This window comes from Ochrobactrum sp. 19YEA23 (assembly GCF_029909865.1).
Classification (GTDB): domain Bacteria; phylum Pseudomonadota; class Alphaproteobacteria; order Rhizobiales; family Rhizobiaceae; genus Brucella; species Brucella gambitense.
In genome coordinates, this window is the sequence record NZ_JASAMQ010000009.1 from 136,617 (window position 1) to 153,091 (window position 16,475).

The window sequence follows — 16,475 nt, forward strand, 5'->3', positions numbered from 1 at the left end:
TGAATCTCATTCTCAGCACTTGCCGCTATTTGATTCAAATCGCAAATGAAAACGGCGCTGCGAATGATCCGTAGCGCCGCTCGAATTCTATCTTACAAAAGTCTCAGTCGATGCGAACGGTCACAAAACGCAACTCGCCGGAACGCGACGCCAGCATGAGCAGCGCATTCTTGCGCCCTTCCCGCCGCAGCGCGTCGATGCGCTTCTTCACATCCTCGGGCGCTTTGACGGTGACCTGATTGATATCGACGATAACATCTCCCGTCTCAACCCGCTTGTCGCCCGCAGCCGAACCCGGAGCAACGTAGAGGATGGCTACGCCGTTCACATCTTCAGCAATGCCGAATTCGCCGCGCACATCGTCATTGAGTTCGGAAAGCTTCATGCCAAGCACGGTCGGACCCGTGGCTTCGCTCTTCTGCTCTTTCTTCGGCTTGGCTGGCGCTTCCTGCCCGTCTTCGCCGTCAGTTCCATCCGGAACCGGCGCTTGATCTTCGGTTGCAGCATCAGTGCTCTTGTCGTCTTCGACAAGGCGACCAAGCTTCACCTTGACCGTCTGCTCCGCGCCATCGCGAACAACCTTGATTTCCACTTCCTTGCCCACCGGGCTTTCGGCAACAAGGCGTGGCAGATCGCGCGCGGTATCGACGGGCTTGCCTTCATAGCCGATGACAACATCGCCAGCCTTCAGCGCCGTGTTGTCCACGCCGGAATTCTCGATCAGTCCGGCAATCAGCGCACCTTTCGGGTCCTTCAGGCCGAGACTATCCGCAATATCCTGCGTCACCGGCTGAATGCGCACACCGAGCCAGCCGCGCTTGACCTCACCGAATTCCTTCAGCTGATCGATCACGCCAACGGCCATTTCAGCCGGAATGGCAAAGCCGATGCCGATAGAGCCGCCCGAAGGCGAGATGATCGCCGTGTTGATCCCGATCACCTGACCGTTCATATCGAACAGCGGACCACCCGAATTGCCGCGATTGATGGCGGCATCCGTCTGGATGAAATCATCGTAGGGGCCGGAATTGATATCGCGCTTGCGCGCCGAAATGATACCGGCCGTTACCGTTCCGCCTAGTCCGAACGGGTTGCCGATCGCCAGAACCCAGTCGCCGATACGCGCCTTTTCCGAATTGCCGAACTGCACGGCCTTGAGCTTGTGCTTGGTTGGATCGACTTTCAGGACAGCCAGATCGGTCTTGATATCCTTGCCGACCAGCTCGGCTTTCAGCTTGGTGCCGTCGTTGAAATTGACTTCAATCTCGTCGGCATCCGCAATGACGTGATTGTTGGTGACGATGAAGCCCTTTTCGGCATCGATGACGAAGCCCGATCCAAGCGACTGCACCTTGCGGGACTCGTCGTTCTGCTCACCGTCCTTGTTGTTGAAGAAATCCTTGAAATATTCCTGAAACGGAGAGCCTTCCGGCACCTTTGGCATGGGTACGGGGCCATCGCCCTCGCCGCCATCGTCCTTTACGGTCTGCGAGGTGGAGATATTCACCACCGCATCCAGAAGGCCTTCCGCAAGATCGGCAACAGAACCCGGACCCTGAATGCCTTTCACGGGAGCGTCCTGAGCAAAGGCTGGCGGCGTTGCAACCGTTAGCGTTCCGGTGACAGCCAGCGCGCCCATTGCCACGGTTGCGAATAGGGTGCGAGCGAATCCCGCCTTCGGTACGATTGCCATAAAGCTCTGCTCCGATCCTGAATATCTACGCAAATAACCTAAAGGTTAGATCGCCGCAAATTAAGGCCTGTTTGCGGCCCCGTATAGACGAAGGGCCATAAATAACGGAACGGAGGGGGCTTATCCCCTGACAAGCCAGACGATGCCCACGCCTATGGCCAGCGCGGCGATACCGGCAATGCGCAACGCGCTTTCCGGCGCTTCACTCGCTTCGCGTGCGAGTTTCTTGGCGAAAAAAGGAAAGCCGCCGTAGAGCAGCCCCTCGATAACGAAGAGAAGTCCTACGGCGGCTAGAAAATCGCTCATCAGAGCTGGTCCTGCGCTTTACTGGGAAGGCGTTGCCAGCTTGCCGCCAGCATCACGGAAGAACTTGAAGAACTCCGAATCCGGCGAGAGAACCAGCGTTGTATCCGGGGTTTCGAGCGCTTCACGATAAGCGGCCATCGAACGATAGAAGGCGAAGAAGCCCGGATCCTTCGATGCGGAGGCTGCGTAGATTTCACTGCGCTGCGCATCGCCCTCACCGCGAAGGATTTCCGATTCCTTACGCGCTTCGGCGATGGTTTCCACCACCTGACGGTCGGCCACGGCGCGAATACGCTGGGCTGCTTCACGGCCACGGGCACGCAGACGCTCGGCTTCCGCCAGACGTTCCGCCTTCATACGCTCATAGGTCTGCTGCGAGACTTCGGCCGTCAGATCCGTGCGACGGATACGAACGTCCTGAATGGTCAGACCAAGCGATGTTGCATCGGGACGAAGCTGATCGCGCACTTCGCGCATCATGTCGCCACGCTCTTCCGAAAGAGCGGCTTCAAAACCGCGCTGACCGTAGACACCACGCAGCGCTGCATCCAGACGGGTGCGCAGACGCTGTTCGGCAAGGAGCGTGCTACCTGAAACCGTTTCACGGAATTTACGGGCATCAGTGATGCGATAGACGAGGAACGCGTCGACGTCATAGAACTTGCCGCCCGAAACCTGAACACGGATATCGTCCAGATCGAAACGCAGCAGACGGTCATCGATCATCTGCACCGTATCGGCGTCCAGGAAGCCGAATGGTAGCTTGAAATAGATGCCCGGCTCAGTCTTCACAGCGACGATCTGACCGAAACGAAGAACGATTGCCTGCTGACGCTCCGAAACGATGAACGTCGCGGAATAGAGCAGGAAGGCGAGGACAGCGATGATACCCGCAATGATCGGAAGTCTGTTCTGAGCCATTACTGGGCACCTCCGCCGGTCGAGGGAGTCGTGGTCACATTAGCGCCCGGAGTAGCACCCGTTGCGCCTGCGCGCGGTTGCTGGCGCATCAGTTCGTTCAGCGGCAGATAGGGCACGACGTCCTTTCCGGGTTCCACAATGACTTTCTTGGTGCTCTTCAGCACCTGTTCCATGGTTTCGAGGAAGAGACGGTTGCGCGTCACTTCCGGCGCCTTTTCATACTGGCCGAGGACCGAGCTGAAACGCTGGGCTTCACCTTCGGCGTCCTGAACAACGCGGTTCTTATAGGCTGCTGCCTCTTCGCGAACCTGAGCCGCTTCACCGCGGGCCTGACCGAGCTTCTGGTTGGAATACTGGTTCGATTCCTCGATGAAACGGTCTTCGTCCTGTTCGGCGCGCTGCACTTCATCAAAGGCATCTGCCACTTCACGCGGCGGCGACGCATCTTCGATCGACACGGCGTTGATCTGAATACCGGCCTGATAGGTGTCGAGCGTCTGCTGCACGATAGCGCGCACGCTCTGTGCGATCTCGGCACGATTATCACGGAAAACGTCCTGCGCCGGACGGCGACCGACGATTTCACGCATTGCGCTTTCAGACACCTGCTGCACCATCGCATCCGGGCTGTCGACGTTGAACAGATAGGCGCGCGGATCGGAAACGCGGTAGAGAACCGAGAACTGGACGTTCACGATGTTCTGGTCGCCGGTCAGCATCAGACCCTGCGTCGCCGTACGGGAACCCTGAGCGCCGATATTGATCTGCTTTTCGACGATCTGCGCCTTTTCATAGGTTTCAATCGGCCACCAATGGAAATGCAGGCCCGGCTCGGAAACTTCATCCTTCGGCTTGCCGAAACGAAGTTCAACCGCCAGCTCATCAGGCTGCACCGTATAGACGGACTGGAAAACCCAGAAACCGAGCAAGGCCGCGCCGATCAACAGATAGATCGGGCGATTGCCGCCGCTGCGACCACCGCCACCGGGGAATACCTGCTTCAGGCGGTCCTGGCCTTTGCGCAAAATATCTTCGAGATCAGGTGGCGTGTTCTGTCCGCCGCCGCGCGGGCCCTTCGGGCCCTGTCCCCAGGGGCCGTTATTATTGTTGTTATTATTATTGTTATCACCGCCGCCGCCACCCCATGGGCCGCCGCCGCCATTCTGATTGCTCCAGGGCATCCTCACCTCTAAGCTTCTGTTTCCCGCATCTCCGGCAAAAAACGCGTCAGCGCTTCTAACGGAGATGCTCCCGGAAGACGGGAAAGCAAGGCGCAAACCCCCGTCATCAACTAATGTTACCGTTTTATAGGCATCGGGAGGCGCGCTTTCAACGGAAGCGCAATAAAATTCCTACGTTATGCTTTACGTATCACGCTTTTCGTAAACCATATAACGGGTCGGATGGCTGTCTTTTTCCCCGGCTGGCACATCTTCCGACGACACCAGACGCCATGCATCCTGCTTAATCTCCGGGAAATGCGTGTCCCCGTCGATTTCCGCCAGAACGCGTGTCAGATGCACCCGGCTCGCCAGCGGCAGGGCCTGCGCATAAATCTTGCCGCCGCCAATGATGCAAACTTCGCCAACGTCAAGCTCTTCCGCAAGCTTGCGCCCAAGCGCAATGCCCTCTTCCAGCGAACCGACGATGTGTGCGCCATCGGCCTGAAAATTCGTATCGCGGGTCACGACGATATTCGGTCGCCCCGGCAAAGGCCGCCCGATCGATTCCCAGGTGCGACGCCCCATGATGACCGGCTTGCCAAGCGTTAGCGCCTTGAAGCGCTTCAGATCGGTCGAGAGCCGCCATGGCATGTCGTTGTCACGTCCGATCACGCCATTCTCGGCTGCGGCCACGATAATCGAAACGACGGGCTTGTCCGTGCTCACGCTGTTACTCATACGGCAATCGGCGCCTTGATCGTCGGATCGGCTTCATAGCCTTCCAGCACAAAATCCTCGAAGCGGAAGGAAAACAGGTCCTTCACATCCGGATTGATGCGCATGACCGGTAGTTTTTTCGGCGTGCGGGTCAGTTGCAGACGAGCCTGCTCGAAATGGTTCGAATAAATATGCGCATCGCCCAGCGTGTGGATGAATTCGCCGGGCTTGAGACCCGCCACTTGCGCGATCATCATGGTCAAAAGCGCATAGGAGGCGATGTTGAACGGCACGCCGAGGAAAATATCCGCCGAGCGTTGATAAAGCTGGCAGGACAGCTTGCCATCCGCAACATAGAACTGGAACAGACAATGGCATGGCGGCAGGGCCATTTCATCGACCAGCGCCGGATTCCAGGCCGATACGATCAGACGGCGGGAATTCGGATTGCCATGCAGCATCTTCATGAGATTGGCGATCTGGTCGATATGGCGACCGTCGGGCGCTGGCCAGGAGCGCCACTGATAGCCGTAGACCGGGCCGAGATCGCCCTTCTCGTCTGCCCATTCATCCCAGATCGAAACGCCGTTTTCCTTGAGATAGGCGATATTGGTGTCGCCCTTCAGGAACCACAACAGTTCATAGATGATCGAGCGCAGATGCAGCTTCTTGGTGGTCAGGACCGGAAAGCCCTCCTCCAGATTGAAGCGCATCTGATAGCCGAAAACCGAGCGTGTGCCCGTTCCCGTACGGTCGCCGCGATCGGCGCCATTATCGAGCACATGCTGGAGAAGATCGAGATAGGTACGCATGGGATGTTCCCAGATGGGTTTTCGGGATCGATTCGTTTCACCCCTACTATAAGGAAAAACCCCGGCGCGGGGCACCGGGGTTCGAATTCCACAGGCAATATGCACCGATCAGAGATCGCCGAGCTTGCCGAGCTGCTTGGCCACCAGATAGTAGAAGGTCACGCGGTGTTTGTTGCGGTCGCCTTTCATGACTTCCGCGACGTGGTTCACCACTTCTTCAGCCTTGGCCGCGTCGGTGACGCCGAGCTTCTTGCCAACCCAGCTGTCGCGCACACGCTTCATTTCTTCCGGATCGGTCGCCGAAACGAGCGAGGAGTCGCGATTGCGAAGCGCAATGCCCAGATGCTTGACGATCTTCTCGACAACCGCTTCATCGGCAGCAGCATCATAGCGACGGACATCTGCGAGGTATTCACTCATATATCGGCTCTCCTTCAGTATGGGCACACCGCCCAATATCAACTGCAAATCCCGATCGACCGGAAGAAAACCCCAGCCTTTCCAATATATATGCAACCAAGATTGACCAGTGCGAGCAAGCTGTCAACGACATTTTAGGGAAGCAACACACAACAATGATCTTTTGTCCTGCAAAGAACAAAATACGATCTCACATATTCTCCACGCAACATTCATTCATGATAAATAGCGTCATTCTGATTAATTTTTTAAATTTACTTACAGTTTCACAACGGGTTTTATTATGTTTAGACCTTTGTAAATTCTCTCGGCATTGCAATTTTCCCTCATTCTACCCGTGCACTTTCGGTACCGGTTGATGTCTTGCAGAAAATATTGTGGGCTATACTCAAGGCGACAGCTCCAAAGGACCGTGGCGGCGCGGATATTTCCTGTGTCATGCCCTGTGTGAAGGCAGGCATCGATGGATTGGGGCCGTGGAGCGCGGGCGCGCTTACGGAAAATGAGACCATCGATCTCTCATCTCTTCCGACCGCGACCAAACGAGCTGCTCTGTTCATACTTCAGAAAATTCAGGACTAGGTTTGCCCCTGACAAATGTAACGGCCCCTCTTCCAATATGGTTCGACCGCGCCTATATACGTCTCGCTGGCGCAAGCCAGCTATGGTGATAAATGGACGGTGTAATAAACCCATTGGACCCGGGGGCGGTACCCGGCGCCTCCACCAGAACACAGGCTTTATCGTTGGTCTGTGCTGTGGCGGGGGCGAAATAGGATCGACAAGGGTGTAAAGATCGCTCTTTTACTCGGCATGATACCACCGTTATCGGGTCAATTGAGTAGTTGCAAATGACAACAATGCTCAGGGTTACGCTCTCGCTGCCTAATGGCGGTGCGGGAAACCCGCTCTAAAGCCCTTAGGGTTAGCACCTTAAGGCGGGGTTCGGAGGCACCTGGCAACAGAAGCCTCCACTTTCCCTTACAAGCTAGACCCTCTTCAAATCAGGCTGCCGCCGCTTCCGTTTCGACATCGCTCGCCTTGCGGGAGAGGACGATCTGCGTCAGCACGAATGCAGTCAGTGCACAGCCAGCGATGCCGCCGACCATAGGCACAGCCGTTCCGTCGAAGAACGAACCCGTGATTCCGATCGCCAGACCGCCGATTACGAAATGCAGCGTGCCCATCAGCGCCGAAGCCGTACCTGCAATTGCGCCGTAATCTTCCAGCGCCAGAACTGCGGTGGTCGGAATTACCAGCCCAAGGAAGCCATAACCGACGAACAGGAAGGCTGCGATCAGCCAGAGCGACTGGTGCCCCATCAGCACGGCTGCGAACATAGCGAGCATGGCGGCGGCAAAACCGGAAACGGCGACGCGCATCACACGACGCAGGCCGAAGCGCGCGCCGAGCACCCCATTCAGCTGCGAAACGCCGAAGAACGACACCGCATTGGCCGAGAAAGCCAGTGCATACTGGTTCGGGGTCAGGCCGTAATGGTCGATGAGCACGAAGGACGAATTCGCCAGATAGACGAAGAACGATGCAATGCCGAAGCCGCCGACGAACACCAGTCCAAGGAAATAGCGGTCCTTGAGCAGCCGGCCATAGCCACGCAGAGCGCTGCCTAAACTGCTCTCAAGGCGCGCTTCACGCGTTCGCGTTTCCTGCTGGGCGGTGGCAACCAGCACGAGGCCGATGATCGCCGCCACCAGAACAGCCCAGAACACACCGCGCCATCCGAAGAAGCTGATGATGATCGAGCCTGTGAGAGGCGCCAGAATCGGCGAAATAGAGAAGACCAGCATCAAAAGCGACATGAGTCGCGCTGCTTCGACGCCGGTATGCAGATCGCGCACCACGGCGCGCGGAATCACCATGCCTGCAGCCGCGCCAAGACCTTGCAGGAAGCGAAACAGCACCAGCACATCGATATTGGTCGCCAGCGCGGAGCCAACGCTACCGATGGCGAAGAGAACCAGTCCGCCGTAAAGCGGAATTTTGCGCCCGACCATGTCCGACAAAGGACCGCAGAAAAGCTGGGCAATCGCCAAAGCAATGAAAAAGGCAAGCAGACTCATCTGTACAGCACCGGTCTCCGCATGGAGATCGGCAGCAATGGTCGGCAAGGCAGGCAGATACATGTCGATCGCGAAGGGCCCGACTGCGGACAGAAGACCGAGAACAATCGCATTGCGCACAAGACTCGAAGCCATGGGAGACGCGCTTTCATCAATGTTTCGTGAGGTGCCCACACCGGTTTCGGATCACCAACTTCGCTTGGGAGGATGGATCGCTGGGCTCGCAAAACCGGTACAGGACTGATAACTACATGGAACTACAACACCTTTTCAGATTCGGTCCGGAATATGCGCCCATAAACGGGCAAACCTGACCTCTGAAATAACTGTCACAGTTTATTGTCTAGACGAAACGCCAAAAGGAATTTGACATTGATGTCAAATTAGACACCATTGTCCAAAACGTCAAGTCATCTTATGTTGGGCTTATGAAACCTACTGACATAATCGAAATGGCCGCCCCGCCGGTGAAGCGCAGCACCACCGGAAAAGGGTTGAATGCCGCGGCGAACACAGCCGCAATGAAGCCGGGACAGTGCATGAAACGCGATTTCATCCTGTGTTCTGCGGCGCGCGTTTTCTCGCGCGACGGGTTTCAGGGCGCCAGCATCGATCTTATTGCAAACGAGGCAGGCGTCTCGCGCCAGACCATCTATAACCACTACCGTGACAAGGAAGCCTTGCTGGCCGCCGTGGTCGAAGACGCGCTGGACCGCATGAATGCGAGCCTGTTCGCCGTGCTTTCCACTTTTCCACAGACCGGCGACAACCTTGAGCAAGACCTGACGGCTTTTGCGATCCGCATGAGCCGAAACTGCGTTTATGATCCATCGGGCGCGTTTTTGCGCAAACTTGTGCAATCCAGTTCGCCCGACCTGTCGTTTGCGGGATATGTCTGCAAAAACAAGGGGCCAGCGCAGGCTATACCCGCCGTTGCCGCCTGCCTGTCCCGCCTGGCACTTGCCGGACATCTGCGTCTTGACGATCCCGATCTGGCGGCACTGCATTTCATGGCGCTGATCAGCGCCGACACGCAGCTACACGCCTTGCACGGATGCGCCATCGACGACGATACCATCGAACGCAGCGCCATCAATGGTGTCCGGACATTCCTGCTGGCATTTGGTGCGACTGAATCGTCGCCGGAAGCGGCCCCTCGCCCCTGACAAATCAAGCAGCGCCGCCTCACTTTCGCGATATATATCATCGTTTCCTGCGAGAACGAACTTGACATCTGCCTGCGAATCCGTGGGATAAGAAACCCATGGTACAGGATTTGATCCGTTACGACATTCTCGCTCAGGAAGCCCTTCGTGGCGTCATTCGCAAGGTTCTTGCGGAGGTGGCCAAGGCTGGCCTGCCGGGCAATCATCATTTCTTTATCACGTTCCTCACCGGAGCGCCGGGCGTGCGTATTTCCTCGCGCCTGAAAGAGAAATATCCCGAGCAGATGACAATCGTGTTGCAGCACCAGTTCTGGGACATGAATGTTACGGATCAGCTCTTTGAAGTCGGCCTGTCTTTCGGCGATATTCCCGAGAAGCTGGTCATTCCGTTCTCTGCGGTGCGTGGTTTCTACGATCCGTCCGTCAATTTCGAGCTTGAGTTCGATGTGGCGGCAGTTCAGCCGACCAGCGACAATGACGAAGAGAACAACATCGCGCCAATCGAGATGATGCCGGTCGAATCCGCGCCCGAAAAGCCGGAAAAGCCCAAGGCAAAGTCGCGCAAGTCTTCCGCAGAAAAGCAGGCAGCTGCCGCGAAGGATAATGCTGAAGGCGAAGATACGCCCAAGCCATCTGCCGACGTCGTCTCCCTCGACTCTTTCCGCAAGAAATAAATTTCCCCTCCCAACTTTGCTTGGAACCTTGAAAACACTGCCTGCGCTGCAAGCATAATGCTGCGGCGCAGAAGCCGTTTGTATAAAGCCATGGTCAAACGGGATACTGTTTCATAGTATATCGATGGCTAAGCCGTGCTTTTTGACTTCGATCAAGGCAACCGAAGTTTAAAATGATATGATGGCAGCCATTACGGTAGTTGAAATCAAGGCGGGAATCTCATGGTCCGTTTGTTAGCGCAGGCAGTTCTCTGGATAAGCGGCGTTATCGCTGCGTTCTTCATGGCGAGTGACGCGCCAAACTTTCCCCTTTGGCAGTTGACGATTGGCCTGCTGCTGCTCGTCGCGGTTTCGGTCGCGATCTGGTGGTTCACCAATCCCAAGGAACCAAGACAGTAAGCCGCATCGACAGCTTGCAGGTCATCGGAGCGCCGCGTTATAAAAGCATATATCGACGCAGCAAGGCACCCGAGACATCAAAATGAGCGACATCGTCAATCTGCGGCAGTTCAAGAAAAAGAAAGCGCGTGACGCCAAGGAAAAGCAGGCGGATCAGAACCGCATTCTTTTCGGGCGGACCAAAACGGAAAGAGACTTCGCACGTGAAGAGACGCGCAAGAGCGAACGCTTTCTGGATATGAACCGCCTTGAGCGCAAAGACGACACGGATGGCGACCGTTGAGCACCGGCGGCCTGCGCAAGCACTCTGTCAGCATTCGCGGCCATGCGACCAGCTATACGCTGGAAGACGAATTCTTCGACATTCTCCACCAGATCGCCGAGACACGCGGCCAGTCGATTGCCGCACTTGTTGCAGAGGTGGACAGCAAGCGCGAACGCACCGCCAATCTCTCCTCTGCACTGCGACTTCACGTTTTGAACTGGCTCAAATCGCAGATACCACCAGCTTGCTGAGCACAGCCCCGATCAGGGCTGTGGAACAGGTGCGGTCGGTGCAGGCTCCAGAGTTTTCAGAAATTCATTGAGCGACTGACCGCCTTCCGGGCTCGCCAAAGGCGTCGCTGCGCCATTTGTGGCCCCGCCTTCGGGATTGGCTGGCTGCGGCTGCTCCGACTCCAGGCGCTTCTTTTCCTCGGCCTGTTTTTCCGCTGCGACGCGTGCTGCCGCCTCGGTACGGCGGCGCGTCTCGTCTTCCTGCTGGGCGCGCGCGCGTTCTGCCGCATCGGCTTCCAGAACGCCAAGCTGACGGCGCAGACGCTGCTTTTCCATCAGACTGGCCTGCATGGCCTCGACGCGTTCCTGCTCGCGCTCGAGCGCGCGCTGCGTCAGGAACTGTACAAGCGGCTGTCGGTCGAAATGCACTTCTGGCCGGTCATAGGTTCCGCCGATGGTGAAGGCCACCTGCGGCGAAAGGCCAGTCTGAGCGGCATCGTCCCCTTGGAATGTAAATGTTCCACTGCCGCCAACGCCAAGCGTCGACAGATCGAATTGCAGGTCGCTCAACAAGGCTGCATTGCCGTCCGACAGGTTGGCCGCAGTCGTGCGCGCAGTACCGCCCGCTACCGTGAATTCGAAGCGCGCATCGCCCGGCGTGAAGCGCGCATCCGGCGCGACTGCTTTGGCTGCGATGGCGGCAAACCGCTTCGCATCCAGTTTCTCATCACCGGCAGGCTGATCACCAATGTCATCAGCAGCTGCGACCATAGCGGGCAGAGCCGCACCATCCAGACCAGCCACTGCGAATTTTTCAACGTCAACGGTCGCCGTGCCCGCCAGCGAACTGACCAGTGCAGCGGCATTCTCGCCACTGCCATTTAGCGTCACCGCTGCCTTCACGACACCGCCCAATGGAGCCGAGCCGTCTTCCAGATGGTAGAAATTGGCGAGATCGGCACCGCTCCATTTGAGATCGGTCGAAAGCAACGCATTCTTGTCGCTGTTGCGCAGTGACAGAGTGCCAACGAGATAGCCCCCTGCCCAGTTGCCAGTCAGTTCGGTGAGGCTCAGACTATCGATTGTCTTTTGCAGACGTGTCGAAAATTCCGTTGCAGTGCCAAAGCCTTGCATATGCGCCTGCGCAACATTGAGCTTCACGTCGATCAGCAGCGGCAAAGACGGCCGAACAGCAAAGGCGCCACGCGGCCAGATGGATTTTTCTGTCGGCTTGGCCGGTTCAAACGCATCCTGTCCAAGCATGATGGCCGCCAGACTGTCGACTTCAAGCGAAGCGAGCTTCGCTTCGCCTTTCAGCTGCGGTAGCCCGCTATCGGCAAAATTCGCCTCCAGCCTCGCCGAAACATCTTCCCCGCCCAACTGACCGGCGAGGTTCGGAAAACGCAGAATGCCTTTGGCAAACTGGAAATCGCTGGAAAGATCGGCGGATAGGCCTTCACCGTAACCGGGCAATGCATAGCCTGCCGTGGCAATGAACGGCTGCAAGTCGGCGGATTTGATATGCGCTTTGCCGCTTGCGGCAATATCGCTGCCGATCAGCGAAATCACCCCGTCAGCCGAAGCTGTGCCGTCAGGCGCAGTCAGCTTGAGAAGCGTCCGCATCCCGGCGCTCGGCGCGCCCTGCATGGTCAGATCGGCGGTCAGCTCACCGGCAAGCCCCAATGGCAGCGACGGCAGGCCGATCAAGGCCAGCACCGTCTCCCCCTGATCGGAGGTGGCGGTCCCGTTGAGCTGCATCTGCAAGGGATCAGCATCCGTCTCGCCGCCGCTGGCCGTTCCTGACAGGTCAAGCTTCATTCCACCGGTCTTGCCGGTGACGCTGAAGGAAAACTCGCCGCTGCCGGGGGAAGTCTTGGTCTTAGTCTCGGCCGGACGGGCGCTTTTGCCCTTCGCTGCACCATTCTTCGGGGGATTGGCTTGCGTTTCCGGCCTGACCGGCGCAACCGCATTGGCGATCACGTTGATCTCGCTGTCCTCGAACAATCCGGGGAAATTCGCCGCACGCGCCGACAAGGCGCGGAACAGCGGCAATTGCGGATAACGATTGGCCATCAGGGAGATGAAGCGTGACAGATCCCCAGAGAGGATCGTCGCATCAAGTTTCCCCGATGGTGAATTGGCGAATGGCTCATAAGCGCCGGTTGCCGTCAGCGTCGCGTCTGCGACATCATTGATCATCAACCGGTCGAAATCGAAACGCCCATCGTGAAGGCGCATCGCCACATCAACACTGGCCGCTTCCATATCCTTGAAACGAACAGGCCCGGCCTTGAAGCCGACATTGAGTGTCTGTGCATCCAGAAGCGCCAGCCCCTCGCCGCCGGAAAAGAACGAAACGAAAGCCTGCAAGGCGTCGCTTTCCACAGCGCCACCCTGGAGATTGACGTCGATGGTCGGCTGCGCCGCGCCATTGACCTGCCGCAACAGCGACCCTTTCAGCGAAGTCTTGCCCAGTCCGATTTCAAGATCATCGATGCGCTGCATGCCGTCGCGCAAATCGACCTTGCCGGAAAAACCTGCCCCGTCGAGCGTGCGGATCGACTCATCCACTGTCTCATTGAGCCAGGTGGCCAAACCGGACGGCTGGCGGGATGCAACAAGCATCTCGCCCTGAAAACCGAAATCGTTGCCAACGGACAGCTTGCCCTTGGCCTCAACTTTCGTGCGGCCCGGCAGATCGGCGGCGAACTGGCGAATATTCCAGTCGCCGCCATCGGGTTCGGCATTGATTGTTACCGAACGAATGGTGGTCCCGCCCGCAACGACCGCCGGCAGGCGAAGGTCGATCCGTCCCGGTATGGTCGGGATCGGCAATTGCTCCAGAACCCGGCGTGCAATGGCGATGCGGTCGGAAAGCGGCATGACAGTCGTGACCTGCTGGTCTTCCGCCGTCTCGCTCGGACCCCAGAAAATCTGCTGCCCATCAGCGCTGATTTCAAAGCGCGGTACATTGCCGTAATCGATCAGCGCCTTGCCATTAACGACATAGGGATTGTCGGCTGGCCCCTGCTCCATGCGGAACTCGCTCGCATCGAAACGGTCAGTATCGGCGGTGAACTTGCCGGTCAGCCGCAGGCCGCTGAAAAACGGCTTGTCCGCAGACGCTTTGTTCTGGTTTGGACTGTTCTGGGTAACCATATCGGAAGAGCGCAGCGAAAAATCGCCCGCATAATTCAACCGGCCATCCTTCAGGACAATATCGCCATCCGTCTCGAATGCGGCAGGAATGGCTTCCGGCGAAATACGCGCCCGCAAGCGCAGCGAACCGTCGGGCTTGGCCTCGCCGCTCGTCAGATCGACCGCAAGCTTGCGGCCTCCAAGGCTGAAGCTGCTTTGGGCCTGCCATGGCCCGGCAAGGCTGTTGGCCGACAGGACGGCATTCAATCCGGTCGCCTCGTGAATGCGTCCGCTCGCCACGTCATGCAGCGTGATTGAGCCGTCGTTGATCGAGAGCCGTTCGACCTTGATCTGCGATGGATTGAGCGGCGTGGACGGGCGAATGGCCCAATCGACCTTGCCATCCTTGTCCAGCGAGACCGAAACGCGCGGACGCTCGACGCGCATGTCGAAAATAAGCACCTGACCGCGCAGGAAAGGCATCAGCTCCGCATCCATCGAGAACCGGTCGAGCGTCATGACCGGATGCGCTGCATCAGCCCCGACGCGAACATCGGAAAAGGTCACGGATGGAAACGGCAGCAGTCGCGCATTCACATCGCCCGCCACCTTGACCGGACGTCCCAGAATACGGCTCGCCTCGCGCTCGAAATCGGCCCGATAGCCGCTCCAGTCGACAAAAGGCGGCACCACCAGCGCGGCTGTCAAAAGCAGCACCAGAAGCCCGCCGACAATGACGAATATGCGGCCCAAGAAGCAGCTCCGGTCAGTCAGGTGAATTCGGTTACGCGCAACACAACGGGTGAATCACGCCATATTTACCAACGCAACATAGTGCATCATCACACAAAGTGCGAAGCGGTTTTCAGGATTGCGCGCCAACAAAAAACAGCATCGGTTCGGCGACAACAAGGCAAGCTGCCGCCCAACTGATTTAAACAGGCCCGTGCGCTGAATCCCCTTCTGAGCCGAAAGGCGCAGAAGGCTGATTTGACTCACGAAATCAGGATTTTACCGGGGTTCATGATATTGAGCGGATCGAGCGCTTTTTTGATCATGCGCATATAATCGGTCGCTTCACCAAGCTCCATGGCCAGATATTTCATCTTGCCCTGGCCGATACCATGTTCACCTGTGCACGTGCCTTCCATGGCCAGCGCCCGCATCACGAGCCTGTCCATGAAAGCTTCCGCCCGCTCCATCTCTTCCGGGTCTTCCGTGTTGAGCAGCAGGAGAAGATGGAAATTGCCGTCGCCGACGTGACCGACAATCGGCGCGATGATGTTGCTCTCTGCCAGATCACGTTCCGTCTCGGTGATGCAATCGGCGAGACGCGAAATCGGCACGCAGAGATCGGTCGAAATGCCCTTGCAGCCGGGACGCAGCAGCGACGAGGCAAAATAGGCGTCATGGCGCGCACGCCACAGGCGATCGCGCTCCTCGGCATCCTGCGTCCAGTGGAACGGTCCGCCGCCATGTCCGGCAGCGATTTCGCCGAAAATCTCGGCCTGTTCCGCAACGCCGGTTTCGGTGCCGTGGAACTCCACGAACAGATAGGGCTGCGCTTCGTAAGGGAGCTTCGAATAGAGGATCAGCGCTTCCATCTGAAGCTTGTTGACCAGCTCTATACGCGCCACCGGAACACCCATCTGGATCGTATCGATCACCGCGCGACAGGCCGATTCCACATCCGGAAACGGGCAGATGCCGCCCGAAATCGCCTGCGGAATGCCCTGAAGCTTCAATGTCAGTTCGGTGATGATACCGAGCGTACCTTCCGCGCCGATCAGCAGGCGGGTGAGATCGTAACCGGCGGCGGTCTTCTTCACACGCTTGGAGGTTTCGATCAGCCGACCGTCCGGCATGACGGCTTTCAGCGCCAGAACATTCTCGCGCATGGTGCCATAACGAACGGCATTGGTGCCGGAAGCTCGCGTCGAGGCCATGCCGCCGAGCGTCGCATTGGCACCCGGATCAATGGGGAAGAACAGGCCGGTATCGCGCAGATATTCGTTCAGCTCGCGGCGCGTCACGCCCGGCTCGATAACACAATCGAGATCTTCGGCATGAACAGCCAGAATGCGGTTCATATGCGTCAGATCAAGCGATACGCCGCCTGCCGCCGCATTGACCTGACCTTCCAGCGACGAACCTGCACCGAACGCGACCAGCGGCACGCGATGTTCAGCGCAAATGCGCACCACATCCTGTACGTCCTGCGTATTTTCGGCGAATACCACGATATCCGGCGCTTGCGTCGGCACGTAGCTGGTGGTGTGGCCGTGCTGCTCACGAATGGCCTGCCCGGTCTGCGCGCGCTCACCGAAACGCTGCTTGAGGATACCGACAACAGCGGCAATACCCTCTTCATTGCGTGGAAGCGCGATCACATGTTCAAGCGACATAGTTCATTCTCCGGAATATTAAAGCATTTCCAGCAAAAGTGCGCAGCGGTTTTGCGTAGGATAATGCGTAAAAACAAATAGATAG

General features: G+C 57.7%; 15 protein-coding genes and 1 other RNA gene. 6 read left to right on the forward strand and 10 right to left on the reverse strand.

Annotated elements, in window-relative coordinates; all coding sequences use genetic code 11:
- Window positions 1-103 precede the first annotated feature (103 nt).
- The 7 genes from QBD01_RS20880 to QBD01_RS20910 form a co-directional block, all read right to left on the reverse strand.
- Window positions 104-1,693, reverse strand: coding sequence for a DegQ family serine endoprotease (locus QBD01_RS20880; protein ID WP_280994364.1), 1,590 nt, complete (start codon window positions 1,691-1,693; stop codon window positions 104-106).
- 120 nt (window positions 1,694-1,813) lie between these two features.
- On the reverse strand, window positions 1,814-1,999 hold the full coding sequence (locus tag QBD01_RS20885) for a DUF2065 domain-containing protein (RefSeq protein WP_078339379.1): 186 nt from the start codon (window positions 1,997-1,999) through the stop codon (window positions 1,814-1,816).
- Window positions 2,000-2,017: 18 nt separating this feature from the next.
- A complete protein-coding gene (hflC, locus tag QBD01_RS20890) occupies window positions 2,018-2,920 on the reverse strand; it encodes a protease modulator HflC (RefSeq protein WP_182521076.1) in 903 nt (300 codons plus the stop codon).
- On the reverse strand, window positions 2,920-4,101 hold the full coding sequence (gene hflK, locus QBD01_RS20895) for an FtsH protease activity modulator HflK (protein ID WP_280994365.1): 1,182 nt from the start codon (window positions 4,099-4,101) through the stop codon (window positions 2,920-2,922). The genes hflC and hflK overlap by 1 nt, the downstream gene beginning before the upstream one ends.
- A gap of 183 nt (window positions 4,102-4,284) precedes the next feature.
- Window positions 4,285-4,734 carry a dihydrofolate reductase gene (locus QBD01_RS20900; protein ID WP_392391460.1) on the reverse strand — a complete coding sequence of 150 codons (450 nt, stop codon included), beginning with the start codon at window positions 4,732-4,734 and terminating at the stop codon, window positions 4,285-4,287.
- Window positions 4,735-4,817: 83 nt separating this feature from the next.
- A complete protein-coding gene (locus tag QBD01_RS20905; RefSeq protein ID WP_280994367.1) occupies window positions 4,818-5,612 on the reverse strand; it encodes a thymidylate synthase in 795 nt (264 codons plus the stop codon).
- 108 nt (window positions 5,613-5,720) lie between these two features.
- Window positions 5,721-6,032, reverse strand: a complete 312-nt coding sequence (locus QBD01_RS20910; protein ID WP_078339383.1) for a DUF2853 family protein — start codon at window positions 6,030-6,032, stop codon at window positions 5,721-5,723.
- A 608-nt stretch (window positions 6,033-6,640) separates the two neighbouring features.
- On the opposite strand from QBD01_RS20910, the gene ssrA reads away from it, so the two are divergent.
- Window positions 6,641-7,008: a transfer-messenger RNA gene (gene ssrA, locus QBD01_RS20915) on the forward strand.
- A 28-nt stretch (window positions 7,009-7,036) separates the two neighbouring features.
- Here ssrA and QBD01_RS20920 read toward each other — a convergent pair.
- Window positions 7,037-8,248, reverse strand: coding sequence for a multidrug effflux MFS transporter (locus QBD01_RS20920; protein WP_280994368.1), 1,212 nt, complete (start codon window positions 8,246-8,248; stop codon window positions 7,037-7,039).
- Between the two features lie 293 nt (window positions 8,249-8,541).
- Between QBD01_RS20920 and QBD01_RS20925 the strand changes: the two genes are divergently transcribed.
- The 5 genes from QBD01_RS20925 to QBD01_RS20945 all read left to right on the forward strand — a co-directional run bounded on the left by QBD01_RS20925 (window position 8,542) and on the right by QBD01_RS20945 (window position 10,868).
- A complete protein-coding gene (locus tag QBD01_RS20925) occupies window positions 8,542-9,279 on the forward strand; it encodes a TetR/AcrR family transcriptional regulator (protein WP_280994369.1) in 738 nt (245 codons plus the stop codon).
- Between the two features lie 98 nt (window positions 9,280-9,377).
- Window positions 9,378-9,953, forward strand: a complete 576-nt coding sequence (locus tag QBD01_RS20930; protein ID WP_280994370.1) for an SspB family protein — start codon at window positions 9,378-9,380, stop codon at window positions 9,951-9,953.
- A 222-nt stretch (window positions 9,954-10,175) separates the two neighbouring features.
- Window positions 10,176-10,352, forward strand: coding sequence for a hypothetical protein (locus QBD01_RS20935; protein ID WP_182521070.1), 177 nt, complete (start codon window positions 10,176-10,178; stop codon window positions 10,350-10,352).
- An 82-nt stretch (window positions 10,353-10,434) separates the two neighbouring features.
- Window positions 10,435-10,635 (forward strand): DUF4169 family protein, encoded by a 201-nt coding sequence (locus QBD01_RS20940; RefSeq protein WP_280994371.1) that lies wholly within the window; start codon window positions 10,435-10,437, stop codon window positions 10,633-10,635.
- Window positions 10,632-10,868 (forward strand): ribbon-helix-helix domain-containing protein, encoded by a 237-nt coding sequence (locus tag QBD01_RS20945; protein ID WP_280994372.1) that lies wholly within the window; start codon window positions 10,632-10,634, stop codon window positions 10,866-10,868. Before QBD01_RS20940 ends, QBD01_RS20945 begins: the two co-directional genes overlap by 4 nt.
- Before the next feature lie 12 nt (window positions 10,869-10,880).
- Here QBD01_RS20945 and QBD01_RS20950 read toward each other — a convergent pair whose 3' ends face one another.
- Complete coding sequence (locus QBD01_RS20950; RefSeq protein ID WP_280994373.1) at window positions 10,881-14,738, reverse strand: AsmA family protein; 3,858 nt, start codon at window positions 14,736-14,738, stop codon at window positions 10,881-10,883.
- Window positions 14,739-14,980: 242 nt separating this feature from the next.
- On the reverse strand, window positions 14,981-16,390 hold the full coding sequence (locus QBD01_RS20955; protein ID WP_280994374.1) for an FAD-linked oxidase C-terminal domain-containing protein: 1,410 nt from the start codon (window positions 16,388-16,390) through the stop codon (window positions 14,981-14,983).
- Between the last annotated feature and the right edge of the window lie 85 nt (window positions 16,391-16,475).